Source organism: Micromonospora sp. NPDC048040 (assembly GCF_055587185.1).
Window position 1 is genome coordinate 1 of the sequence record NZ_JBVJGT010000034.1, and the last position, 22336, is coordinate 22336.

At 72.1% G+C, this 22336-nt stretch carries 24 protein-coding genes and 2 pseudogenes; 10 read left to right on the plus strand and 16 right to left on the minus strand.

The features are described from left to right. Positions 1-201: 201 nt before the first annotated feature. Positions 202-576: a hypothetical protein gene (locus tag ACZ6O2_RS25255; protein ID WP_466024537.1), complete on the plus strand. Its 375-nt coding sequence runs from the start codon at positions 202-204 to the stop codon at positions 574-576. A gap of 303 nt (positions 577-879) precedes the next feature. Continuing rightward, positions 880-989, plus strand: a pseudogene (locus tag ACZ6O2_RS25260) (GntR family transcriptional regulator); the annotation flags it as partial. 40 nt (positions 990-1029) lie between these two features. Here ACZ6O2_RS25260 and ACZ6O2_RS25265 read toward each other — a convergent pair. The 3 genes from ACZ6O2_RS25265 to ACZ6O2_RS25275 form a co-directional block, all read right to left on the minus strand. Next, entirely contained in the window at positions 1030-2034 is a 1005-nt protein-coding gene (locus ACZ6O2_RS25265) for a BsuBI/PstI family type II restriction endonuclease (protein WP_466024538.1), read from the minus strand. A 15-nt stretch (positions 2035-2049) separates the two neighbouring features. Further along, positions 2050-3546 carry an Eco57I restriction-modification methylase domain-containing protein gene (locus ACZ6O2_RS25270; protein ID WP_466024539.1) on the minus strand — a complete coding sequence of 499 codons (1497 nt, stop codon included), beginning with the start codon at positions 3544-3546 and terminating at the stop codon, positions 2050-2052. 701 nt (positions 3547-4247) lie between these two features. Next, on the minus strand, positions 4248-4934 hold the full coding sequence (locus ACZ6O2_RS25275; protein ID WP_466024540.1) for a DUF3159 domain-containing protein: 687 nt from the start codon (positions 4932-4934) through the stop codon (positions 4248-4250). A gap of 85 nt (positions 4935-5019) precedes the next feature. Here ACZ6O2_RS25275 and ACZ6O2_RS25280 point away from each other — a divergent pair, with 85 nt between their 5' ends. Then, a complete protein-coding gene (locus ACZ6O2_RS25280; RefSeq protein WP_350711109.1) occupies positions 5020-5907 on the plus strand; it encodes a phosphatase PAP2 family protein in 888 nt (295 codons plus the stop codon). 101 nt (positions 5908-6008) lie between these two features. Here ACZ6O2_RS25280 and ACZ6O2_RS25285 read toward each other — a convergent pair whose 3' ends face one another. Continuing rightward, positions 6009-6461, minus strand: a complete 453-nt coding sequence (locus tag ACZ6O2_RS25285) for a YbhB/YbcL family Raf kinase inhibitor-like protein (protein WP_350711107.1) — start codon at positions 6459-6461, stop codon at positions 6009-6011. 123 nt (positions 6462-6584) lie between these two features. Here ACZ6O2_RS25285 and ACZ6O2_RS25290 point away from each other — a divergent pair, with 123 nt between their 5' ends. Further along, complete coding sequence (locus tag ACZ6O2_RS25290) at positions 6585-7253, plus strand: maleylpyruvate isomerase N-terminal domain-containing protein (protein ID WP_466024541.1); 669 nt, start codon at positions 6585-6587, stop codon at positions 7251-7253. A 134-nt stretch (positions 7254-7387) separates the two neighbouring features. On the opposite strand, the gene ACZ6O2_RS25295 is transcribed toward ACZ6O2_RS25290, so the two are convergent. Together ACZ6O2_RS25295 and ACZ6O2_RS25300 are read right to left on the minus strand one after the other, a co-directional pair. Continuing rightward, positions 7388-8269, minus strand: a complete 882-nt coding sequence (locus ACZ6O2_RS25295; protein WP_466024542.1) for a DUF1028 domain-containing protein — start codon at positions 8267-8269, stop codon at positions 7388-7390. A gap of 86 nt (positions 8270-8355) precedes the next feature. Next, complete coding sequence (locus tag ACZ6O2_RS25300) at positions 8356-9564, minus strand: low temperature requirement protein A (RefSeq protein WP_466024543.1); 1209 nt, start codon at positions 9562-9564, stop codon at positions 8356-8358. A gap of 148 nt (positions 9565-9712) precedes the next feature. Between ACZ6O2_RS25300 and ACZ6O2_RS25305 the strand changes: the two genes are divergently transcribed. Together ACZ6O2_RS25305 and ACZ6O2_RS25310 are read left to right on the plus strand one after the other, a co-directional pair. Further along, positions 9713-10687 (plus strand): LLM class F420-dependent oxidoreductase, encoded by a 975-nt coding sequence (locus ACZ6O2_RS25305; protein WP_466024600.1) that lies wholly within the window; start codon positions 9713-9715, stop codon positions 10685-10687. Beyond that, a complete protein-coding gene (locus tag ACZ6O2_RS25310; RefSeq protein WP_466024544.1) occupies positions 10684-11475 on the plus strand; it encodes an SDR family oxidoreductase in 792 nt (263 codons plus the stop codon). Before ACZ6O2_RS25305 ends, ACZ6O2_RS25310 begins: the two co-directional genes overlap by 4 nt. Positions 11476-11598: 123 nt before the next feature. Here ACZ6O2_RS25310 and ACZ6O2_RS25315 read toward each other — a convergent pair whose 3' ends face one another. The 4 genes and pseudogenes from ACZ6O2_RS25315 to ACZ6O2_RS25330 form a co-directional block, all read right to left on the minus strand. Then, on the minus strand, positions 11599-11964 hold the full coding sequence (locus ACZ6O2_RS25315) for a DMT family transporter (protein ID WP_466024601.1): 366 nt from the start codon (positions 11962-11964) through the stop codon (positions 11599-11601). A 44-nt stretch (positions 11965-12008) separates the two neighbouring features. After that, a complete protein-coding gene (locus tag ACZ6O2_RS25320; RefSeq protein ID WP_466024545.1) occupies positions 12009-12329 on the minus strand; it encodes a DMT family transporter in 321 nt (106 codons plus the stop codon). A gap of 118 nt (positions 12330-12447) precedes the next feature. Further along, positions 12448-12660: pseudogene (locus tag ACZ6O2_RS25325) on the minus strand (tRNA-specific adenosine deaminase); the annotation flags it as partial. Next, positions 12657-13259 (minus strand): DsbA family oxidoreductase, encoded by a 603-nt coding sequence (locus ACZ6O2_RS25330; protein ID WP_466024546.1) that lies wholly within the window; start codon positions 13257-13259, stop codon positions 12657-12659. The gene ACZ6O2_RS25330 and the pseudogene ACZ6O2_RS25325, both read right to left, overlap by 4 nt. Before the next feature lie 110 nt (positions 13260-13369). Between ACZ6O2_RS25330 and ACZ6O2_RS25335 the strand changes: the two genes are divergently transcribed. The 3 genes from ACZ6O2_RS25335 (at position 13370) to ACZ6O2_RS25345 (ending at position 15110) form a co-directional block, all read left to right on the plus strand. Next, a complete protein-coding gene (locus ACZ6O2_RS25335) occupies positions 13370-13750 on the plus strand; it encodes a MerR family transcriptional regulator (protein ID WP_466024547.1) in 381 nt (126 codons plus the stop codon). A 52-nt stretch (positions 13751-13802) separates the two neighbouring features. Then, positions 13803-14447, plus strand: coding sequence for a dihydrofolate reductase family protein (locus ACZ6O2_RS25340; protein WP_466024548.1), 645 nt, complete (start codon positions 13803-13805; stop codon positions 14445-14447). Between the two features lie 201 nt (positions 14448-14648). Then, on the plus strand, positions 14649-15110 hold the full coding sequence (locus ACZ6O2_RS25345; protein WP_466024549.1) for a hypothetical protein: 462 nt from the start codon (positions 14649-14651) through the stop codon (positions 15108-15110). A gap of 103 nt (positions 15111-15213) precedes the next feature. Here the strand turns inward: ACZ6O2_RS25345 and ACZ6O2_RS25350 are convergent, their stop codons facing one another. The 3 genes from ACZ6O2_RS25350 to ACZ6O2_RS25360 form a co-directional block, all read right to left on the minus strand. Then, complete coding sequence (locus ACZ6O2_RS25350) at positions 15214-15612, minus strand: hypothetical protein (RefSeq protein ID WP_466024550.1); 399 nt, start codon at positions 15610-15612, stop codon at positions 15214-15216. Between the two features lie 211 nt (positions 15613-15823). Continuing rightward, complete coding sequence (locus tag ACZ6O2_RS25355) at positions 15824-16156, minus strand: branched-chain amino acid transporter permease (RefSeq protein ID WP_466024551.1); 333 nt, start codon at positions 16154-16156, stop codon at positions 15824-15826. Beyond that, positions 16149-16883, minus strand: coding sequence for an AzlC family ABC transporter permease (locus tag ACZ6O2_RS25360; protein WP_466024552.1), 735 nt, complete (start codon positions 16881-16883; stop codon positions 16149-16151). Before ACZ6O2_RS25360 ends, ACZ6O2_RS25355 begins: the two co-directional genes overlap by 8 nt. Before the next feature lie 44 nt (positions 16884-16927). Here ACZ6O2_RS25360 and ACZ6O2_RS25365 point away from each other — a divergent pair, with 44 nt between their 5' ends. Further along, positions 16928-17404: an Lrp/AsnC family transcriptional regulator gene (locus tag ACZ6O2_RS25365; RefSeq protein ID WP_466024553.1), complete on the plus strand. Its 477-nt coding sequence runs from the start codon at positions 16928-16930 to the stop codon at positions 17402-17404. Between the two features lie 203 nt (positions 17405-17607). Here the strand turns inward: ACZ6O2_RS25365 and ACZ6O2_RS25370 are convergent, their stop codons facing one another. The 3 genes from ACZ6O2_RS25370 to ACZ6O2_RS25380 form a co-directional block, all read right to left on the minus strand. Next, positions 17608-19911: a transglutaminase TgpA family protein gene (locus tag ACZ6O2_RS25370; RefSeq protein WP_466024602.1), complete on the minus strand. Its 2304-nt coding sequence runs from the start codon at positions 19909-19911 to the stop codon at positions 17608-17610. Between the two features lie 218 nt (positions 19912-20129). Next, positions 20130-21302 (minus strand): DUF58 domain-containing protein, encoded by a 1173-nt coding sequence (locus ACZ6O2_RS25375; protein WP_466024554.1) that lies wholly within the window; start codon positions 21300-21302, stop codon positions 20130-20132. 12 nt (positions 21303-21314) lie between these two features. Further along, on the minus strand, positions 21315-22310 hold the full coding sequence (locus tag ACZ6O2_RS25380) for an AAA family ATPase (protein ID WP_357700432.1): 996 nt from the start codon (positions 22308-22310) through the stop codon (positions 21315-21317). Positions 22311-22336: the final 26 nt, after the last annotated feature.

The window sequence follows — 22336 nt, forward strand, 5'->3', positions numbered from 1 at the left end:
GGCGAGACGACATGATCACCGAAGCCGTCTTCGTGTCCACCCACGACAGCGCGAGACATCAGGCCAGAGAGCCGAAGGTTAAAAAACAAGACTAGGTGAATTGCGGCTCGTCGTCAGCCGACACAGGCCGGGCGACATAGCTGAGGACAGCCGTTTCCGTACCGTCTGCCAGGCAAACCTTCGTTCTGACAGCTGCACATCGTGGACCGTCTGCCGTTCGATGTTCTCGACCGAGTGCGGCCCACACCGCAGCATCCGCTTCCCAGCCTCGACTGGCTGCGGATCCTGCCCCGTGACCCTGTCGCCGCGTTGCGTGAGTTCGTGGCCGGTTGGTTCGCCGACATCCCACCCAGCGACAACGCGCCTGGCGACTTGGACCGGCCGCTTCCCGGACCGTTGCTTGCCTATTGCCAGGCGGCGGCCTGCCGTGAAGAGGTGGACGGGTTGCACAACCAGATCTACACCGTCGACGAGTTGGAGGACGAGGACGACGGGCTGGTGCAGTTCGGGGCGGAGAACCAGGGCGTCTTCGTGATGTTGCTGCATCCGACCGAGGCAGACCCTAGGGTTCAGTGACCCGGCCCAGCCCTACGTCGCTCCCGGCCTCGTCGTCGCGACCGCGACCTTCCCCGACGGTTCAGTAGAGGTATACGCCGGGAGCCGACACCGGTCGGCGCTCCGACCGCTGCGCGATCCAGGCTTCACCTGAGAACGGTTCGATGGCTAGCAAAGAAACACTCCGCTGCCGAGGCAGGAAGCAGCGAGAAGGCAGCGAAACGGCCGGCGGCTGTCGACAACATGCGGCACCAATCAGCAACGGAGCCGCGTTCCGAGGTGCAAGAGAGCACCGAACGACATCCAACGGTGCACCGCAACCGCGTTCGCGCTCAGACCCAACGGGCCGTTGAGCTGCGACCGCACATCGAAGCTGCCTTCGAGCGACCGCACGTCACCATCGACTTGCCGGCTTCTCCGGCGAGACGCTGCGAGGCCGCCGCGAGCCGATGACGAAGTCAACCAGCTCCAAAATCACATCAGTTCACCTGGCGGTGTCTCATAGGGCCCGAGGAACCGCTCGCCGTTGAAGTGGATCAAGTGTGTGGGTGCATCCCGGATCCAAACTTCCGTCTCCCAGGCGATGTCGACTGCGGCGGCCCGGAAGGTGGCCCTGTCTGGAAAGGCAGTCACGAACACCAAGCCGGGGCGACAGCCGGCGAACAACTTCCGCAGCTCATCGACTCTCTTCGCGTCCATTGGCCCGACTGACTGGTAGGCCTCGACGCAGACCAGCCAGTCTCGGTCGACGTCATGCAGGAGCACGTCGGGCATCTTGCCGTGCGGGTCGACCTTGATCCCGAGGTCGGCGAGGTACGCCTCTTCGTTCACGACCCACTTGGCGCCTGTGTCGCCCAGGTACACGACCTTGGCGCCCGGTGTGTAGTAGGCCGCGAAGTCCTCTACCACAGCCGCGATCAGAGCGCTGTGCTTGCCGGCGCTGAGCGTCACGTTGGACTCGTCCGGCAGCCGTACCGGCACCCGATGCCTCTCACGCTCGGCGGCCCACCGGTCCCGGAGCGACCCAAGCTCTCGCTCGAACATAGCCCGAGCGGTAGGCCAACCCGACGTGCCGAAAGTCCGAAGGGCAACAAGCGCGATCTCCGTCGGCCGGTATGAGTAGTCCCCGCTGTTCACCGCTCGGTCGGGCGCGTCGCTGTTAGCTTCAAGGATTCCCGCAGCCATCAACTGGTGAACGCTCTCCTTGCGGACGCTTTCCCGGCTGTTCGGGGCGTACCGAACTGGATCCTTCCGCCCCTTCTTTACCAAGGGGTAGCGCTCTGCCATCCAGTTCATACTCTCGGTGATGCCGAGCGTCTGCCGCCGCGCTGATATCCACGGCTCGTTCGGGCCTAGGTCGAGCATGCTCAAGAGCACAAGAGCTGTACGAACGTTCTGCTGGGGCTTAGGTAGCCCCAGTTGCTTCAACGCGTCTTGCGCCTCTCGAACACGGGCGTTCTGCGCATCTTCCCAAGACACAGAGGTGCTCCAAGGTCATGAGTACAGGCCTGGCACCACATCCTGCACGACTGCATCCACAGAGCCAACGTTGACCGACTGTCCGATCCTCGATCCAATCTGGCGCAGCTGCTCCAATGACGGGTACCGAAGACTGCGCAGGTCGCCCGCATTGATCTGCGTGTGACCACTGAACAGGCGAACGAACTGGTCGACCGGCGTACTGTTCAGGAACGCTGCCAGACCGGCCGCGACCTGGGGATCTATACCAGCATTGTTCGCGTGGAAGACGTTCAGGTGGTTCTCGATCGCGACGGTCGCGCCTGGGAGGTCGTCCGGCAGTAGCAGCGCCGCGCTGACCCGCCGTGGCTCCTCTTTGGCGCTGAACCTCTTGACCAGCACATACGCTCCCGATGGAAGCAGAAGCGACGCGGTGTCGATGTTGTCGGCGAGGGCGTTCGGCTTGCGGCCGGTAGGCATCGGCCAACTGATACGCCCGGCGCTCAGGTGCCCTGGAAATAGCAGCGGCACCGTGCCCTCGCCGTGCTCAGCCCGCAGGTTGGCCCGAGTTCGGAAGTCCACGACGCGCCCCGTACTCACCTTCAGCTCAAGATCGGCAAGCGATGCGGGTAGCTCAGCCACCCGTTCGGCCAGCTTGAGCCCGGCGATGTCAGTCGTGATCCGGATGAAGGACTTGGGATCGGTCGGGCTTACCACCTGCCCATACGGCACCTCATGCGAGATCGGGCTATCGGTGTATCCCTCGCTGGTTGAGATCCGTACGGTACTCGGCACGTCTCCAACGACCACCCGAAAGATCACGTTCTCTTGAAGAACTTCGCTATCCGCAAACACGACGTTGCGCTTGTCGAATACATGCAGGTTGCGCAGCGCGGCGGTTCTCAGTAGCTCCTCCCGGAACTTTTGGAAGTAGGTGCCGTTCGCGAAGCTGCGCGGAGTGATAGCAATGAGCTGACCACCAGGCGCGAGCAGCCGCAACGCGAGCAGGACAAACGCCGTGTAGAGGTTCGTCGTCGATGCGCCTACGGGATCCAGCACGGCACGCTCAGGACTGTCGGCGCGGATCTTGCGATACGGCGGATTCAAGATCGCCAAATCGAACTGCGGCTCAGCGCCCGTGCGTAGCTGTTCGGCTGCCCAAACAAGGAAGTCGTCGGTGCGCTGATCAATAGTGACGGGGTGCGCATCAGCGCAGTCGGCGAGTGTGACGGTCAACTCAGCATTGACGTTGGCGTCAACTTCAAACGTCGTCAGGTGCAGCTTGAGGTCGGGGGCTTCGCGGGCGGCTCGTGCGACTAGCGCCGCAGTAAGGGACCCCGTACCGGCGCCCGCGTCGAGGCTGCGGATGCTCCCCTTGTCAGGCATATCGGCGAGACCAACGATCAGGTCAGCGGCCGGCGCTGGCGTAAAGAACTGCCCGAGCTTGGCGCGCGTTCCATCGGTGAGCTGTGTACCGCACGTGAGCCGGCGTTGCTCCGCGCGCGCGACGAGGTCGTCGGGCGTGGTTGTCATGCGCTCAGTCTGCCGGCTCGTGTCTGACAGATCGAGCCAGGGCCGGCAACGAGACGGCGTGTGTCTCGACCGCCACTGCCTGTCGGCGCCGCGCAGGGCAGCGAGGAGGCAGCGAGAGCATCGCCACCAAGCGACAACAGCTGCCAGAAGCAAGCATCACGGCCACGGTCGACGGCACCGGACACCACCGGATGACACGCGATCATACTGAGTACCCGCGTTCACACCGAAGAGGTCGGCGTGGCTGTAGCTGCCAACGTCAGTGCTGCCCAGCTGGTTGACATCCATAGGAGCCCCCAGCATGACGAGGGGGCATCGGCCGGTCGCCGCCGGTCAGCCAGGAGGCGCTCGGCAATGGCGGAAGGAGTGTGGCCGTGCATCCCGGGCGGCGGGGCGCGGGCGGGGCGCGGGCGGGGCGCGGGCGGGGCGCGGTGGCCGCGTCGGGCGTGGGAGGCGACGCCCTCCACGCCCGGCCGCTGGACGTCGACGCCCGGTCGGCGGACGGCCCCGACTCCCACGGTCAGGCCGGGTGGGCCGGCCCTCCGACCGACGTGGCGGAATGGACCGACCCGCCCACCACCCGGATACGCAACGGGCGCGAAAAAGCCCGCAAAAACAGGCCGTCACGGGATCACGCGCAGGACCGCGACGGAGTAACGTACGTCACCGGAGAGGCCGCTCCCCCCGTGGCGGCCTCTCCCTCACTTCTCCGCCGCGACCACCACGGCCGGCACGACCGGATGCCGCATCCCCGGGTGACCCGCCGGCAGCGACCGACGCACCACCACCCAGCTCACCGCCAGCGCGGTCGCCACCAGCGGCCAGGTCAGCGCCACCCGGGCGACCGTCAGCGCGACCACCTGGCCGCCGAGCCACAGCGGCAGGAACACGAGCACCCGCAGCACATAGGTCGCCGCCCACACCCAACTGCCCCGGCCGTACCCGCGCAGCAGCGCCGGATCGCGCCGCCACCGGCCGCGCTGCCCGAGCGCGACGCCCACCACCACCCCGAGCAGCGGCCAGCGCACCGCGATGCTGACGACCCAGGCCAGCGCGCTTGCCGCGTTGGAGAGCAGTTGGACGAGGAAGAAGTCCTCGGCGCGTCCGGTGCGCAACGCGACCAGCGCGGCCACGCAGACCGCCAACAGCCCGACCAGCACCGAGCGCGGTCGGTCGCCCCGCCGTAACCGCCAGCCGGCCAGCGCCGCGCCCGTGACGACCGCCGCGCCGACCCCGGCCCACAGTGAGTGGCCGCCGATCAGCCAACCGACCGCGAACGCTACCGGCGGCAGGGTGGCGTCGACGGCGCCCCGACGCCCGCCGAGCAGGTCGGTGAGGCTCTCCGGCCGGTCCGCCGGGGTCGTCTCGCGCTCCGGTGTGCTGACCACCCGCCACCTCCTCACGTTCGCCCCCAACCTATCCGTCGGTGGTGGGCAGGCCAGCGGGTGGCCGGGGCGGGCTGGCCGCTACGGTGTGCGGGTGCGAGCGACGCCGAGGGGTTGGACCGCAGTCTGGTTGGTCGTCCTGGCGATCGTTCAGGCAGCCGCCTTCCTGGCCGTGTGGCGGGTCGCCCTGCACATCGAGGCGGGCCAGTGGGTCGACACCGTCGCGCTGACCGGCAACCGGATCGGTCAGGACCGCATCGACGGCCCGGTGGACCGGATCCTCAACGCCATGTCGGTCGTGTCGCTGCTGGCGGCGACCGCGGTGATCGGCTTCATCGCGCTGATCCGGGGTCGCATCGCGCTCGCCGTCACGGCCACCCTGCTGATCGCCGGCGCGAACGGCACCACCCAGCTGCTCAAGTACGCACTGGCCCGGCCGGACTTCGGCATCGACCCGGAGCGGATCTACGCCGGCAACAGCCTGCCCAGCGGGCACGCCACCGTCGCCGCGTCGGTCGCGGTGGCGCTGGTGCTCGTGCTGCCGCGCAAGGTGCGGGCGCTCGGCGCCTTCCTCGGGGCCGGCTACGCCGCGGTCGCCGGGGTAGCCACCCTCTCCGCCGGCTGGCACCGGCCCAGCGACGCGGTGGCGGCGTTCCTGGTGGTCGGGGTGTGGGCGGCGCTGGCCGGGCTGCTGCTGGTGGTCACGCAGCGCGAACAGGCGCAGGTGGAGTCGGCCGACGCGCACCGGGTCGCCGCCACGGTGCTCGGCGTGGGCGGCGCGCTGGCGGCGGTGGCCTGCGGGCTCGCCCTGGCCTGGCTGCTCGACCTGCGCGCCACCCCGCCCGACGAGTTGGCCCGCCGACCGCTGTTCGTCGGGTACGCCGGCAGCGCCGCGGGCATCGCCGGAACGATGGGCATGGTGATGGCGCTGGTGCTCGCCGCCGTCCACCGTCTGGTGCCCCGCGTCAAGGGCTGAGTCGGGCTCGCCGCCTCCCGGCAGGGCTCAAGCGGCCCTGCTGCCTCCAGGTGCAGGGTTGGCCCCCGGCTCGCCGCCTCCCGGCAGGCGTTGCGCCCGCGTCAGCGGGAGTAGGTGCCCACCATCGTCGCGCTCGCGATGTCCCGCTGTACGAGCGTGCGGTGCACGTCGTCGGCGTGCGGCGTGTCGGGCAGTTCCAGCGGCCGGTCCAGCGCGTAGAGCCGGAAGAAGTACCGGTGGGGATCGTCGCCCTGCGGCGGGTGCGGCCCGCCCCACCCGGTCGTGCCGAAGTCGTTGGGCCACTCCCGGCCGCCCAGGGGCACCCCGCCCTCGGGCACCCCGGCGGCGGTCGGCGCGATGCCCGTCACCAGCCAGTGCAGGAACGGGGTCTTCCCGGCGTCGGGGTCCTCGACGAAGAGGACCAACTCGGTCGCGGACTCCGGCACCTGCGACCACTCCAACGGCGGTGAGACGTTGCCTCCCTCGCGGGAGAAGCGGGTCGGCAACACGTCGTGGTCGTTGAACGCGGTGCTGCGGATCATGATCCCGGCCATCGGTGGCGCTCCTCTCCTCGACCCGGCCGCGCGTACCCGCCCGGCGACCGCCGAAACGGCCACGCCGCCGCCGATCGGCGGTGTGAGAGGGTCGGGGCGGCAGACGCGGACGGGGGAGGACCGGTGGAGCGGGTACGGGCGGCGTTCCGGGACGAGTGCGCGCGGCTCCGCGAGGTGCTGCGCGGCGTCGACGAGGCGGATCTCGACCGCCCCACCGACTGCCGCCCCTGGACCGTGCGGGAGCTGCTGGCCCACGTACGCACCGGCGCCGGGCGGCTGGTCGACATGCTCGCCGCGGCGGCCCCGCCCGGCGCCGAGGTCGACGCCGCCGGGTACTACGGCGCCGCCAAGTTCGCCCCGCCGGTGGACGCCGCCCGCATCGACAGCGGCCGGCGGGAGGCCCGGGAACTCGACGGCTCCGCCCTGGTGGCCGACTTCGACCGGGCCTGGCGGGACGCCCTGGCCGCCGTCGACGCCCAGCCGCCCGGCCGGGTGGTGCGCACCCGCCACGGCGACGCGATGGCGCTGGCCGAGTTCCTGCGTACCCGCGTGGTGGAGGTCGGGGTGCACGGCCTGGACCTGGCGGCGGCGCTGGACCGGGAGCCGTGGCTGACGCCCACCGCGGCGGAGGTCGTCGCCGGCCTGCTCACCGGCGGGCGGCCCGTCCCGGCGGAGCTGGGCTGGGACCGGCTCACGCTGATCCGCAAGGCCACGGGCCGGGCGGACCTCACCGCCCGGGAGCGGGCCGTCCTGGGCGCCACCGGCTTCCGCTGGCTCTCCTTCGGCGGCTGACCGGTCTCCTCCCGCCGACCGCGCGAGCCGCCGCCGCGTCCGCGCGACCGGCGAGGCCGGGGGCCGGGCTGCTCGCGGTCTCCCCGCGCGGGTGTCCGCCCCTGCCCGGGACGGTCGTCGCATGGCGACGCGGGTCAGGTGGTGGCGAGGGGGTCGCCCGCCGCGCGCGGCGCGGGCACCCGCGGCACCGCCTTGCGCAGGTGGTCCAGCACCACGGGGTCGATACGGCCGGGCACCAGCCGCTCCTCCAGGTTCTCCATCCCGGCCCAGGCGAAGAGCGCCTCCTCCGGCCGGTCCGGGTCGACCGGCAGACCCAGCGCGGCCAGCAGCCCGCCGACCTCCGCGGCCACCGCCCCGGTCAGGTCGAGCAGGGTGGCCGGATCGGGCCGGCCGAAGAGCAGGGTGTGTAGCGCGAGCAGCCGGCCCAGCTCGGTCACCGGATCGGGGTGGTCGTCGACCCGCAGGTCGACCAGGACGTCGCTGGTGCCTCCGTACCCGCCGCCGCGCTCGACCACCAGCAGCCCGGCGCTCTGCCGGCCGCGGCGGTCGCCGCCGGCCTGGTCCCCGGCGCGCAGCGCGGCGAGCAGCCGGTCGGGGAACGGCAGCGCCGCCCCGCCCAGCCAGGCGTCCCGCACCGCGTCGATCACCTGCGGGCCCGCCAGGATGTTGCCCTGCGCCGCCCAGCCGTCGCCGGCCTGGCCGCCGGCCCACGGGTGGCAGGCCGGGCCCGTCCAGGTCGCGCCCGCGCCCGTGGCGGCGACCACGCCGAGCTGGCGGTGGTCCCGGTCGGGGTCGGCGGCGACGAGGCCGGCAACCACCTTGGCCGCGGCCACCCCGGTGCGCAGCAGCGTCAGCCCCTGCGGCCGGTATGCGAGGTTGACGTGCGCCTGGGTGGCGAGCGCGCCGACCTCGGCCTCGGCGGCCGGGACCAGCGCGCCGGCGGCCAGGAACCTGCTGGCCACGACGACGCCGTGCAGGCGGCCGTCGTCGGAGCGGGCGACGAGCGAGAAGGTCATGCGAGGAGGTTAGCTCGCGGCCGGCGCCCATCGTCGATGCTGGATGCGGCGTCTTGCCGGGGCGGGTCGGGCGGTTCACCCGGTGCTCAGAAGGGCGGCGCCGCGGCCTCCGGCGGCGCGCCCCGGGCCCGGCGGGCGTCGGCGACCGCGACCGCGGTCAGCAGCGCGGCGGCGACGGCCGCGGCCACCAGCGACGCGGTGCGCAGCAGCACCGGCATCAGGACCAGCAGCACGACGGCGGCGATCCAGCGCGACGGCGACACCCGGCTGAACACCTCGTACTCGAACCGGGCCCGGCCGGCGAGGAAGAGCACCGGCCCGCCGAGCACCATCGCCAGCCAGGCCGCCTCGGGGCGGTCCAGCGGGTGTTCGATCACCAGCTTGTAACCGATCGCGGTGGCGGTCAGCCCGACCACCATGACCAGGTGGGTGTCGGCCGCGGACCGGCCGATGCTGGCCGGGTGCCGGGCCCGCACGACGGCCTCGGCGAGGATCTGCCCGGCCCGCTGCACGTAGATCCGCCACAGCACGATCGAGGTGGCCAGCGCCAGGGCGAAGGCGAGCGTGTGCCCGACGCCGGACGGGCCCTCGCTGTAGGCGAGGCCGGCGACCAGGATCGTCTCGCCGAGCGCGACGAGGAAGAACTGCTGGTACCGCTCGGCCAGGTGCTCACCAGCGATGTCCCACCGGGAGACGGTCGAGCGACCCAGCCCCGGCACCGGCCAGCCGAACCGGGCGGCCAGGTACTCGGCGGCGAGCGCGGTGGTCCACAGCAGCACCCGCGGATTGGTCGGCACGAACGCGCCGATGATCCAGAGCGTGCCGGTCGCGCTGAAGACGAGCAGCATCCGCAGGTTCAGCCGTCGGTACGGGTGCGAGCCCAGGGCGAGCAGCAGGATCAGCGGGCGGGAGAGCTGCGCGGCCACGTACGCCACGGCGAACATCAGCCCGGTCTCCCGGAACGCCTTGGTGATCGCCACCCCCATCACCATGCTGGCCACCAGGGCGGTGATGACGACAGCCTGCAACCAGGCGTGGTGCGGGTCGTACCGGCTGGTCGTCCAGGAGGTGCCCTGCCACACCGCCCAGAGCGCGAGGAGCAGCAGCAGCGTCTTGGCGCCGCCGGTGACCGCGCCCCAGCCCCGGGCGCCCCCGGGCTCCAGCGCCAGGTCCTCGAATGAGCGGACCGAGATGCGGGTGAGCGCGAAGACGTACACCAGGTCGAAGAAGAGTTCGAGGAACGTCGGCCGGTCGGCGGCCGAGGGCAGCCGGCGTCCCGCCTCGTGGGTGGCCATGGTCAGCTCGCCCCGCCGTCACGCGCGCCCATCCCGCAGTCGTAACACCGCCGACCGCCCGACCGCCCGGCTACCGGGAAACCGGGGCGGGATCTTGATCCGGGTGACAGCCGGCGGGCACCATCGACCGATGACGACCCGATGGGGCATGACGGTGCCGCTGGACGGCATCCCGCTCGCCGACCACGCCGCGGTCTACGCCGCTCTCGACCGGGCCGGTTACACCGACGTGTGGTCCTCCGAGGTCGCCGGGGCGGACGCGTTCACCCCGCTGGCGCTCGCCGCCGCCTGGCAGCCGCGGCTACGCCTGGGCACCGCGATCACGCCGGTCTTCACCCGGGGGCCCGGCCTGCTGGCGATGAGCGCCGCCGCGCTCGCCGAGACCGCGCCCGGCCGGTTCGCGCTCGGCATCGGCGCGTCCTCGCCGGTCATCGTGCGGAACTGGAACGCCGTGCCGTTCGACGAGCCCTTTCGGCGCACCCGGGACGTGCTGCGTTTCCTGCGCGCGGCGCTGTCCGGCGCGACCGTCGACGAGGCGTACGACACCTTCGCCGTGCGCCGGTTCCGCCTGGAACGGCCGCCGGCCGTGCCTCCGCCGCTGCTGCTCGCCGCGCTGCGCCCGGGCATGCTGCGGCTGGCCGGCGCGGAGGCCGACGGCGTCATCCTGAACTGGCTCGCCGCAGGCGACGTGCCGCGGGCGCTCGCCGAGGTGGGCGAGCGGCGCCCGGGCTTCGAGGTGGTCGCCCGGATCTTCGTCTGCCCCACCACCGACGCCGCGCACGCCCGCGCCCTGGGCCGCCGGCTGATCACCAGCTACCTGACCGTTCCCGCGTACGCCGAGTTCCACCGCTGGCTGGGCCGGGAGGAAGTGCTCGGGCCGATGTGGCGGGCCTGGGCCGCCGGGGACCGGCGCGGCGCCGGCGCGGCCGTACCCGACGAGGTGGTCGACGCGCTGGTGCTGCACGGCTCGCCGGAGCACTGCCGTGAGCAGGTCCGCCGCTACGCCGAGGCCGGGATCGACGTGCCGGTGCTGGCCCTGCTGCCCACCCCCGAGGTGGCCGCCAGTGGCACGGCGGCGCTGGCTGACCTGATCACGCGCCTCGGTCGGGGTGAGCCGCGTTGAACCTCACCGACCGGGTGGTGGTGATCACCGGCGGGGCCGGCGGCATCGGATCGGCCCTGGCGCGGCGGTTCGCCGCCGAGGGCGCGGCCGCCGTGGTGGTGGCCGACCTCGACGCCGACGCGGCCCGCGCGGTCGCCGACGGCGTCGGCCCGGTCGCCCACGCCGCCGCCCTGGACGTGACCGACGAGGAGCAGGTCCGCGCGCTGGTCGCCGACACCGAACGGCGGTACGGGCGGATCGACCTGTTCTGCGCGAACGCGGGCGTGACCACGAGCGGGGGAGTGGAGGTCGACGACGCCGGCTGGGACCGGGCATGGCGGGTGAACGTGCTCTCCCACGTCTACGCGGCCCGGGCGGTGCTCCCGGCGATGCTGGCCCGGGGCGGCGGCTACCTGCTGCACACGTGCTCGGCGGCGGGCGTGCTGACCGCGGTCGGCGACGCGGCGTACACGACGACGAAGCACGCCGCCGTCGGCTTCGCCGAGTGGCTCTCCGTCACCTACCGGGACCAGGGCCTGCGGGTCAGCGCGCTGTGCCCGCAGGGCGTGGACACGCCCATGCTGGCCGAGGGGCTGGCCGCCGGGCACCTCGGGGCCCGGGTCATCGCCGCCTCCGGCGCGGTGCTCAGCCCGGACCGGGTCGCGGACTCGGTGATCGCCGGCCTCGCCGAGGAACGCTTCCTCATCCTGCCGCACCCGGAGGTCGCCGCGTACGCCCTCCGCCGCGCGGAGGACCCGGACGGCTGGCAGGCCGGCCTGCGCAAACTCGTCCGCCGCCTCCGGGCGTAGTGCTGCGACGGCAGACAGAGGAGGGCCAGCGGCAGGCGGCTGCTGGCCCTCACGTTCGGGTGGTGTTGTCGAGATCGGCGCCAGGGGTCCGCGTTGTGCCGGGGTAAGGCGCTTGGGGGAGACCTAGGCGTGGGTCTGTGCTGCTTCCGTACGGTCGGCGAGCTTGAGCCAGATGACACCGGCGATGATCACGGCGAGCCAGCCGGCTTTGGCGGGATTGAGGGTCTCGTCGAAGAAGACGGGGCCGAGCAGCGCGGCTCCGACGGCGCCGATTCCTGCCCAGACCGCGTAGCCGATGCTGACCTCGATGGTGCGCAGCGCGAGGCTGAGCGCCCACAGTGTGAGTAGGAAGAAGACGACCGCTACCAGTGACCAGGACCAGGTGGTGAAGCCGTGGCTGCCACCAACGGACAGGGCGTAGCCGACCTCGAAGAACCCCGCGAGGAGCAGGGTGAACCAGGCAGTGCGGGACGGGTGGTTCTGTGTCATGACGGGGTTCCTTCGGTGAGTGCTGGACGTGGCTGGGGCAGGTTCTAGGCGGTGCCGGTCAGCTGCAGACCGACCACGCCGCCGATGACGAGGGCGATGCCGATGGCCTTGCGTTGGGTGAGCCGCTGACCGAACAGCAGCGCTCCGAGGAGCGTGATGCCGACGCCAGCGAGGGAGGTCCACAAGGCGTAGCCGACTCCGACGTCGAAGGTGAGCAGGGCGCGGCTGAGGAAGTAGGTGCCCAGCCCGCCGGTGATGAGGGTCGCGACGGTCCAGCCGCGGTGGGCGAAGCCTTGGGCCTTGCCGGCACAGATCGCGACGGCGACTTCGAAGACCACGGCGATGGCGAGGTGGAGCCAGTGCATGAACGGTTCCTTCTGGGAGTAGGTGAGGTGGTTGTCGGCATCGGGATGCCGCGGCGTTGCAGGTAGGTGGCGAACGGCCTGAGACTCCCCTCAACGGGCCTGTCAGCGCTTCAGCCCCACGACGTGCGGCGAGGGAACGCATCGCCACGATCTCGGCGTGGGCGGTGGGGTCACCTGTTGTTCGCACCTGGTTGACGCCGTACGGCGACACCTCGCCGTCCTCGGTCACGACCACGCCGACGAACGGCAGGCCGCCTTGCTCGACATGGTCGCGGGCGAAGGCGACGGCCTCGGTGAGCAGCTCGTCCAGGGTGGTGTCGTCGACGCTCACGCGGTGCCCCTGGCCGCGTCCTCGTCGAGGGCACGCAGGAGCACACCCTCGGTGGCGACGCCCTCGATGCGTCGTGCGCCGATGACGATGGTGGGCACCACGGTGATGCCCATGGCGGCCGACGCATCGAGGGCCTGGGCGTGCCGGCGGGCGTAGTCCCGGGCCTCCAGTGCCGCGAGGTAGGCCGCGCGATCCAGGCCGACGTCGGTGGCGAGCTCGGCGAGCGTGGCCTTGTCGCCGATGTCGCGGTTCTCCTGGAAGAAGGCCGTCATGATGCGGCGGTGGTAGGCGTGAGCGTGACCCTGGTCGGCGGCGTAGAGGCTGCCGCGGAATGCGATCGCCGTGTATGGCTGGGGCGAGATCGTCGGCAGTGTCATCGGCACGTGGTGACGACGCGCCATCGGGTAGACGGTCTGGGCCCAGATGCGCGGCAGGTAGGGGTCTTCCGGCCGCAGCGTTCGGGTCGGGCTGGGACGCAGCTCGTGGGCGTGGTGGATGACCTCGACATCACTCCGCCCAGTGATGGCGCGGTCGATCAACTCGTCGGCGATCGAGCAGAACGGGCAGACGTAGTCCAACCAGACATGGATCTGCTGCATGGCACCTCCTTGAGGAAGGTCGCACCCGGGGGGCGACCTCCAAGAGGGTCGGACTTCACACCAATGTCAGGTGCAACACTTGCCGCGAAGCCGAGACCGTCGGAGGTGTGATGCGCATCGGTGAACTAGCTCAGGCCAGTGGCGTTAGCGCCCGATCACTGCGCTACTACGAGGAGCAGGGGCTCATCCGTTCCCAGCGCACCGCGGGAGGGTGGCGAGACTTCGATCCGTGCATGATCGAGCGCGTCGTGATGATCCAGCACCTGCTCGCCGCAGGCTTGTGCAGCATCACCATCGGCGAACTGCTCCCCTGCCTGGAGGCACCCCCCGAGGAGCGCACCGGCGTCATGGAAGCACTTCTCACCCAGGAGGTCGCCAGGCTCGAAGCCAAGCGTCGAGACATCGACCGTGAGCTCGACGTGCTGCGGGCACTCCGACGAGATGTCACCGACACTCCAGGCGTGTCCAACCCAGGGATCGAGCAGCGATGAGTTTTTCCGGCGCGGAGAGTCTCACCAGCGTTGTCGACAACAGGAGGAACGCGTGGCTCAACTACTGAGAGTGCAGAATTTCAATGTGTCGAGTGACGGAATCGGTGCCGGTGAGGGCCAGAGCCTCGAGCGTCCGTTCGGTCATGCCGATCCCGAGAGGCTGTTCGCCTGGGCCGGCGCCACGGCGAGCTGGCCCATGCGCACCGCCCCCGGGGGAAGTCGGGGCCTCGACGACTACTTCACGCGGGACTACGCACGCAACATCGGCGCCGAAATCATGGGCCGCAACAAGTTCGGGCCCCAGCGCGGGCCCTGGAGCGACCATGAGTGGCGCGGCTGGTGGGGTGACGAGCCTCCGTTCCGCACCCCGGTGTTCGTCATGACCCACCACAAACGTCCTTCGTTCACGCTCTCCGACACCACCTTTCACTTCGTCGACGGCGACCCGGCCACGGTCCTCGAGCAGGCGCGGGAGGCGGCGCAGGGCAAGGACATCCGACTCGGCGGTGGGGTTACCACCATCCGGCAGTTCCTGGACGCGGACCTCGTCGACACCATGCATGTGGCGGTTTCGCCGGTGAAGCTCGGGTCCGGACTACGACTCTGGGAGTCCTGCGATGAGCTGCTCGACCGGTTCCATCTCGAGGTTGTGCCCAGCCCGAGCGGCGTGACACACCACCTGTTCTGGCGAAAGTGACACGATGGCACCTGGGTAGCGGCCTGCTTGGCTGCTCTGCGGTTCGTTCGAGGGCAGCGCCCGGCTGAACAGGTGCGGATGCGGAACGGCACAACTCCGCCGAACCGACTACGCGTCCTGCTCGGCGGGGACGGAATCGGGCGTCGGGCTCGACAGCCCGTCGTCGGATGCGGTCTACTACGCCCCGTGGCGGGAACAGCGGTGAGCGTCCTGAGTCCGTACCCGGCCGAGCGCGTCACGCCGATCGTCGTGGCCGAGATGACCGCCGAGGGTCTGAGGCCGCACGAGACCGATCCGAGCCTGTGGTATTCCGCCGACGGCCTTCCCTACGGTTTCGACGTCCAGGCTCCGGACCTCGAAACCGACCCGGAGGAGCTACGGCTCGTCGAGCGGGCCACCGGGATGGCGGTGCGCTGCGACATCGTGCTGCACGTCTTCGTCAGCGACCTCGCCGCTCGACCGGCCCTGGCCCGGATCGCGCACCGGGTGGCGCGACGCGTCGAGGGCTTCGTCCTCGTCGAGTTCCCCGGACCACCCTCGGCGGACCTGCTCCGCCGACTGAGCGACGCGGGCCAGTGCGTCCGGGCCGGCGACGCGGTGTATCTCGACGCGGCGGCGACGGGCGCGTGGATCGCCCACCCCGACTTCCACGTGGTTAAGTGACCGCAGCGGCCATGGCAGGGTGCGGTGACGGTGTTCTGAGCAGGTGGTGCGGTGGTGGATGGGCAGAGGCACCCCGCTGCCCGCGGAGGGGCACGCCCGGTCGTCAGCGGGCCGTGCGGCGGCCGCGCGCCCTGGACTGGCCGTACATCGACAGCACCAGCGCGGTAACGCCCCAGAGGACGATCGCCCAACTCGTCGGTGGAGTCCAGGCCGACAGCCAGCCCGCACTGTCCGCCGCGCTCAGCGGAGCACGCGGCTGCACCGACATGGCCGCGACGGTGAAGCCGGCTGCCGCAAGGCCGCACAGCACCGGCACCACCGCGCGGCGGAACACGACTGCGGTGAGCAGAGCCGTTACCAGCCACAGAGATGCCCCGGACAGGACAGCGGCGGTGGTGGTGGCGTGGTCGGTCGGAGAGGGCTGCTCACCGAAGAATGCCGCGGAGGCGATGAGGCCCGTGTATAGGGACCATGCGGCGCCGGGCAGCGCCAGGATCAGCATCAGCCATGGGTACGCCCGGTGGCCCCGTTCTCGGGGAGGGGAAGAGCCCGCAACGGCACCGTCGTGCTGCTCGCCATCTCCTGCGTTGGTCATGCCCTGATCCTGGCCCGGCGCGCGCCGGGTCGCCTGAGTTGCGGCACTCACCGGCCTGCGCAAACTCGTCCGCCGCCTCCGTGCCTCGTTCCTCGTGCTGTCCGCGATCGTGGGCCGGTCAGTGAGCGAGGAGGGTGTTCAGCAGAACCACGTGGACGGTGGTGCCGCCGAGGATGCTGAGCAGGGCGTTGCGACGCCACAGGTGTAGTCCGATCGTGACGGCCAGGGCGAGCAGCGGGCTGAGCAGGCGCGCGGAGTCGACCTGTGGCAGGTCGCGCAGGCAGTACGCCACGAGGATGACCATGACCCCGGCCGGCATGCGGGTACTGAGGTAGTGGACGGTTCGGCTGGCGCGCAGCCGGGCCAGGGCTACGAAGGGAAGCGCGCGGAGGCCCCAGGTGACTACGGCGGACACGGCGACTGCCGCGAGCAGGTACGGGCTCTCAGGCATGGGCCGGCCGTCTGGTCGTGATCAGGTGGCGGGTCAGCAGCGCGGCGGTGAAGAGCATGAAGCCGGCCAGCAGCATTTGTCCCGGGAAGGCCAGCCGGGCGGCCACCGCGGCGAGTAGCGCCAGGACCGGGGTCGGTAGGTCGCCACGCCGGGCCCGGATGGCGTCGAGGGCCAGGACGGTGAACAGGGCGGTCAAAGCGAAGTCCAGGCCGATGACGTTGTCGGGGATCAGTGAACCGAGCAGGGCGCCGGCGGTGGCGCTGCCGACCCAGTACAGGTGCATGAACACCTGAAGCCACAGGATGCGGCGGCCGGGCCAGGAGCGGGCCTGTTCGGCGGCGGTCAGCGCGTACGCCTCATCGGTCAGGGCGAAGGTGCCGTAGGCCTTGCCGGCGCGGCTGCGCACCTGGTGCAGGGGAAACGACAACGTGTAGAAGACGTGCCGGACATTGACCAGAAAGGCGGTCACCGCGACGGTTGTCAGGGGGGCCAGCCCGGTGACCAGGCCGACGAGCAGGAACTCGAATGATCCGGCGTAGATGACGGTGGTGATCAGGCTCGCCCACCACCAGTCGAGGCCGGAGTGGGTGAGGAACACTCCGAACGCGATGCCGAGAGGGCCGAAGCCCAGCCCCACGGAGACGGAGTCCCGCAGGGCGGCTCGGGCGTCCGACGGTGCGGGGCCGGCGCGAGTGGGGTCGTCGGCGGCGATCGGGAGTGTTTTCATGATGCAATTTTAATGCGAATTGCAGGCAATGTGGTTTCAACTTATTGCCGTATCATTGGTATGTGAGTAATAAGTATCGGCTTGACGCGCTTGACCGCGACATTTTGTTTCACCTCGGTCGGGACGGGCGGCTGAGCAACGTCGAGCTGGCGAAACGGGTCGGTCTGACGCCGCCGCCGTGCCTGCGCCGGGTGAAGCGGCTGGAGGAGGCCGGTGTCATCACCGGCTACCGCGCCGTCATCGACCCGGCGGCCACCGGTCGGGGTCTGGAAGTGCTGATCGATGTGGAGATCCACGCCCAGGACCTGAAGACCGTGCAGGAGTTCGAGACCGCCGTGGCCGCCTACGACGAGGTCAGCGAGTTCCGCCGGATGTTTGGCCGCCCCGACTACTTCATCCGCGTCGCCGTTGCCGATCACGATGCCTACGAGGCTTTCGTGAGCAGCAAGCTCATCGGCCTGCCCGGCGTCCTGCGGGTCGAGTCCCGCCTCACCATGAAGAAGATCAAAGCCGACTGCTGACTGCCCTCGCCGCACCACCATGACGGCAGGCACGGCACCGCTGTCGGCGACCTCGTCGACCCGCTTCTCGCGGCCGTCGCCGACCCATACGGCGACAAGGACGCGTTCGCCCTGCTGGTGGAGATGGGCGGGGTAGACGCGGTGTCGGGCTGATCGAGTGAGCGCCCAGCCTCTGGGCGGCGCTCACCCGCGTCGGGGAGGGGTCACCTGGGCCAGCGGAGGGGACCGGGGCGGACGGACCAGAGGACGCGGCGCCACCAGGGGCGGGCGGCGCGCAGCGCCGCGACGTAGTCGCCGGCGGTGGTGACGGCCCGGGCGGCCTGCTCCGGCGTGGCCGTGCCCGGGGCGAACGCCGTCCGGTTGAGCAGGCCGGCCAACTCCTCCACCCGCGCGTCCAGCCGCCCGGTGCCTGCCGTGTCGCCCGGCAGGCCGGTTCCTGCGGAGGCGGAGCCGGTCCGGGGCCCGGACATCCTGGCGCGAGCCTCGGTCACGGCCCGGCAGGCGTGGGCGGCGACCTCGGTGGCGGCCAGGTCCCCGCCGACCGCTCGGCCGGCCAGCCGCAACGCGTCGGTGACCTCCCGCCAGGCGCCGGCGATGCGCTGGCCGGGGTCGCCCCGACCCAGCCGTGCCCGGCTCTGCGCCCGGCGCATCGACATCAGGACGACCAGCGCGGCCACGACCAGCAGCAGGGTGCCGCCCGTACCGCCGCCGACGAGCAGCGCCGTGGACGGTCCGCCGGCGTCGGTCGACCCACCCGGCGCGGCCACCGGCTCCGGCGGGGCGGTCGGCTCGACCGTCGGCTCCGGCACCTCCGACGGGGGCGGCTCGTCGGGCGTCGGGCGGAAGTCCTCCTCCACCGGGCGCGGTTCCTCGTCGGGTCGGGGCAGCGGGTCGAACGGCACCCAGCCGAGCCCGTCGAAGAGGACCTCCGGCCAGGCGTACGCGTCGCCGGCCCGGACGGGGCCGTCGCCGGTGGACCGGAAGCCGACCACCACCCGGGTCGGCAGCCCGGCCAGCCGACCCAGCACGGCGAACGCGGCCGCGAACTGTTCGGAGGTGCCGCGCTGGCCGCCGGCGTCGCGCGGTCCGAAGAGGAGGAAGTTCAGGTTCGGGTACGCGTGCCCGCTCGGCGCGTCCGCGACGAGGCGGTAGTGCTCGGCGAGGAACTGTTCCACGGCGGTGGCCCGCGCGTACGGGGCGCCGTTGGACTCGGCGAGCTGGGTGGCGAGCCGGCGCAGCGGCTCGGGCACCCCGTCGGCGACCCGCAGCACCCGGGCCACCTCGTCGCCGGCGGGCACGTCCGCCGTGCTGAGCAGGTTTCCGTCCGGCGTCTCCGCGGCCGAGGTCACGGTGTAGCGCAGGCCCGGTGTCAGCCCCTCCGGCCGGATCAGCGTCCCGGTCGTCGGGTCGTACGCCACCCGCGCCCCGGTGACCTCGCGCGGCGCGGCGACGGCGGGCAGCAGCCGGCCGCTGAGTTCGGCGACGGTGATCTCCTGTCGTACCGTCTGAACGGTGCTGTTCGGGGCGGGTGCCGTTGCGGGCAGGATCCGCCCCGCGTTGCGGTACGTCGCGCCGACCCGCCAGGTCACGCCGTCGTAGTCGCTGAGCACGGCCAGCCGGATCGGTGCCGGCCGGCCGCCGGCTTCTGGCCCGGTGCCGGAGTCGGGGTCGGGGGTGGGCGCCCCGGTCGGCGCGGGCGTGTCCGGGGAGTCGGTGCGGATGTCGAGCAGCTTCTGTCCGGGGTTGAGCGCCCACCCGGAGATGCGGATGAGGGGGCTCTCGTCGAGGGCCTCCACCTGCGGCGGCTCGACGTACCGGCGCGGGTCCACCGGCCGGCCGTCGACCTGGCCGGCGAGCGCCGGGCCGAGTAGGGCGGCCAGGCCGACGACCACCGCCAGCCCGGCGGCGGAGGCGGCGGCGAGCCGGGTCCGCACGGCGGCGCGGACCGCGGGCGCCAGCCCGGCGGTCGGGTCGCCGCCGGCCGTCGCCGCGCTGCCCGGCGGTACCGCCAGGCCGAGCACCGCCACGGCCACGAAGGTTAGGGTGGGCCCGATCGCCGGGTCGGCGTTCGGGCCGACCACGTAGAGCGCGGCGGCGTAGAGCAGCACCGGCGGCAGGTAGCCGAGCAGCACCCGGCCGGCCCGCAGCGCCACCTCCGCCGCGGCGAGCCCGGCCAGCCAGGCGGCGACCAGCGGCACCAGCACCGTGTCGGGGGTCGGCTCGACCGGGATCATCGCCGTCAGCAGCCGGGGGATGCCGTTCGTGGCGGCGTCCGCGGTCACCTCGGCGAGACCGCCGGGCAGCTCGGCCCGGGTCGCGGTCAGCCGCAGTGACCAGGCCGTCCAGCCGGCCATCGCGGTCACCGAGACCGGCGCGACCAGCCACGACGGCAGCCGGCGGGCCGCCACGCTGACCAGCACCGAACCAATTGCGGCACCGAGTACCAGCCGGGTCAGCAGCGGGCCGGCGTAGACCCGGCCGAGCACCGCGCCGGCCAGGCCGATCATCGCGATCAGCGCCAGCGGCACTGGCACGGCCCGCAGCGCCCGCAGTATTGCCCGCCCCGGCCCGGCGGTCCCGCTGCCGCCGGCGCCGTCCCGGTCCGGCCCGGCGCCGCCCGTGGTCTGGCCGGTGCTGCCCGTGGCCTGGCCGTTGCCCGTGGCCTGGCCGCCGCTGTCGGCCAGCGGCGGCGCCGCCGTGCCGTCGCGGACTCCGCCGGTCGCCCTCACCATCTGCGCACCCCGTCCCACTCGGCGGCGAATGCGGCGCCGTCCGGGGCGTCGATCACCACCAGGCCGGCCGCGCCCGACGGTGCCGGCTCCGCCGCCGCGAAGATCCCCACCACCACCGACGGGTACGCGGCGCGCAGCGCGCCCACCGCGCCGAGGTCGCCCCGGCCGCCCGGACCGGTGAGGAAGACGAGCGTGTCGCCGAGCCGTTCCCGCCGCAGTCGGGCGGTGGCGGGTTGGAGGACGTCGTCGTCGGCGAGTTGTGCCGCCGCGAGGCGGTCCAGCGGCCCGCGGCCGTGCCCCGTCTCGTCGCCCGTGGTGTCCGGCCCGGACGGTTGCGGGGCGACCATCAGCAGCATCACCGGCAGGTCCTCGCGGACCGCGGCGGTCACGACCGAGGCGGCGGCCTCGCACGCCGACTCGAACGACTCGGCTACCCCGTCGACCCGCTCCGGGTGGGCGACCGCCCGGTTGTCCAGCAGCACCACGATCCGGGGCAGGCTGGTGTCGACGTTCTCCCGCACCATCAGCTCGCCGACCCGGGCGCTGGTGCGCCAGTGGACCCGGCGCAGCTCGTCACCGACCACGTACTCGCGCAGCGAGTCGAAGGTGATCGACCCGTGCGGCACCTTGTCCACCCGGCCGTCCAGGCTGCGTCCCGCCCCGGTGGGCACCGCGTGCAGCGGATGGATGCGCGGGTGCACCCAGACCGGCACCGTGCCGCCGTACGGGCGGGCCAGCGCCACCAGGCCCAGCGGGTCGCGCCGGGTCACCCGCAGCGGTCCGACCGGCACCACCCCGCGGCGGGAGGTCGGCACGTCGTAGCGGACCGTGGTGTCGCGGCCCGGTCGTAGCCGCAGCAGCGGCACCGGGACCGACCGGTTCCCGCACCGGTCCTCGGCCACCAGGCTCGCCGCCGGCAGCCGGCCGGCGTTGCGTACGGTCAGCGTCATCGCGGCCGGCTCGCCCCGCGCCACCCGGTCCGGGTCCGCGCTGCGGGTCACCTCCAGCCGGGGCCGCCAGGCCGCGGTCGCCAGGGCGTAGCCGACGGCGGTGCCGGCGGCCGCGCCGAGCAGCGTCAGCTCCGGGTACGCGAAGCGGAAGCCGGCGCCGAGCAGCACGACGGCGGCGACGAGCAGCCCGACGCCTCGGGCGGTGAGCGCGGACACCGGCGTTGCCGGTCAGCCCTGGACCGGGGCGGGCTGGCCCGAGGGCAGCGGCACCGGCACCGAGGCGACCGCCTGACGCAGCACCTCGGCGGCGGTCACCCCGCGCACCTGCGCGTCCGGGGTGAGCAGCAGCCGGTGTGCGAAGACCGGCTCGGTCAGCGCCTTGAGGTCCTCCGGCATGATCCAGCCCCGCCCGTCGATCAGCGCGTACGCGCACGCCGCCCTGGTCAGGGCGATCACGCCCCGGGGGCTGACCCCGACGCGCACCTGCGGGTGGGCGCGGGTGGCCGCGGCCAGCCGCACCGCGTACGTGTAGAGCGGCTCGGCGATGTGGACCCGGCGGGCCATGCGGACCATCTCCCCGACGGTGGCCGTGTCGGTGACCGCGGTGAGCGCCTCGGGGGAGCGGACCGTCGCGCCGCGCAGCACCTCCACCTCGACCGCCTCGTCGGGGTAGCCGACGGACAGCTTGACCAGGAACCGGTCGAGCTGGGCCTCGGGGAGCCGGTAGGTGCCGTCCATCTCCACCGGGTTCTGGGTGGCCACCACCAGGAACGGCTGCGGCACGGGGTGCCGGACGCCGTCGACGGTGACGGTGCGTTCCTCCATCACCTCCAGCAGCGCCGACTGCGTCTTCGGCGAGGCCCGGTTGATCTCGTCGGCGATGACGATGTTGGCGAACACGGGCCCCGGGTGGAACTCGAAGCCCCGGGTGGCCTGGTTGAAGATGGTCACCCCGGACACGTCCGATGGGAGCAGGTCGGGGGTGAACTGGATACGCCGCCACTGCCCCTTCACGGTGGCGGCGATGGCCCGGGCCAGGGTGGTCTTGCCGACCCCGGGCACGTCCTCCAGCAGCACGTGTCCCTGGGCGAAGAGCGCGGTGAGCGCCAACCGGACCACCTGTGGCTTGCCCAGCACGACCGCGTTGACGTTCTCGGCCAGCCGGGCGGCGAGGGCGGCGAAGCCCTGCACCTCCGGCTGGGTGAGCGGCTCGTGGGTGTTCACGGTCGGTGGTGCTCCTTGCCTGGGTG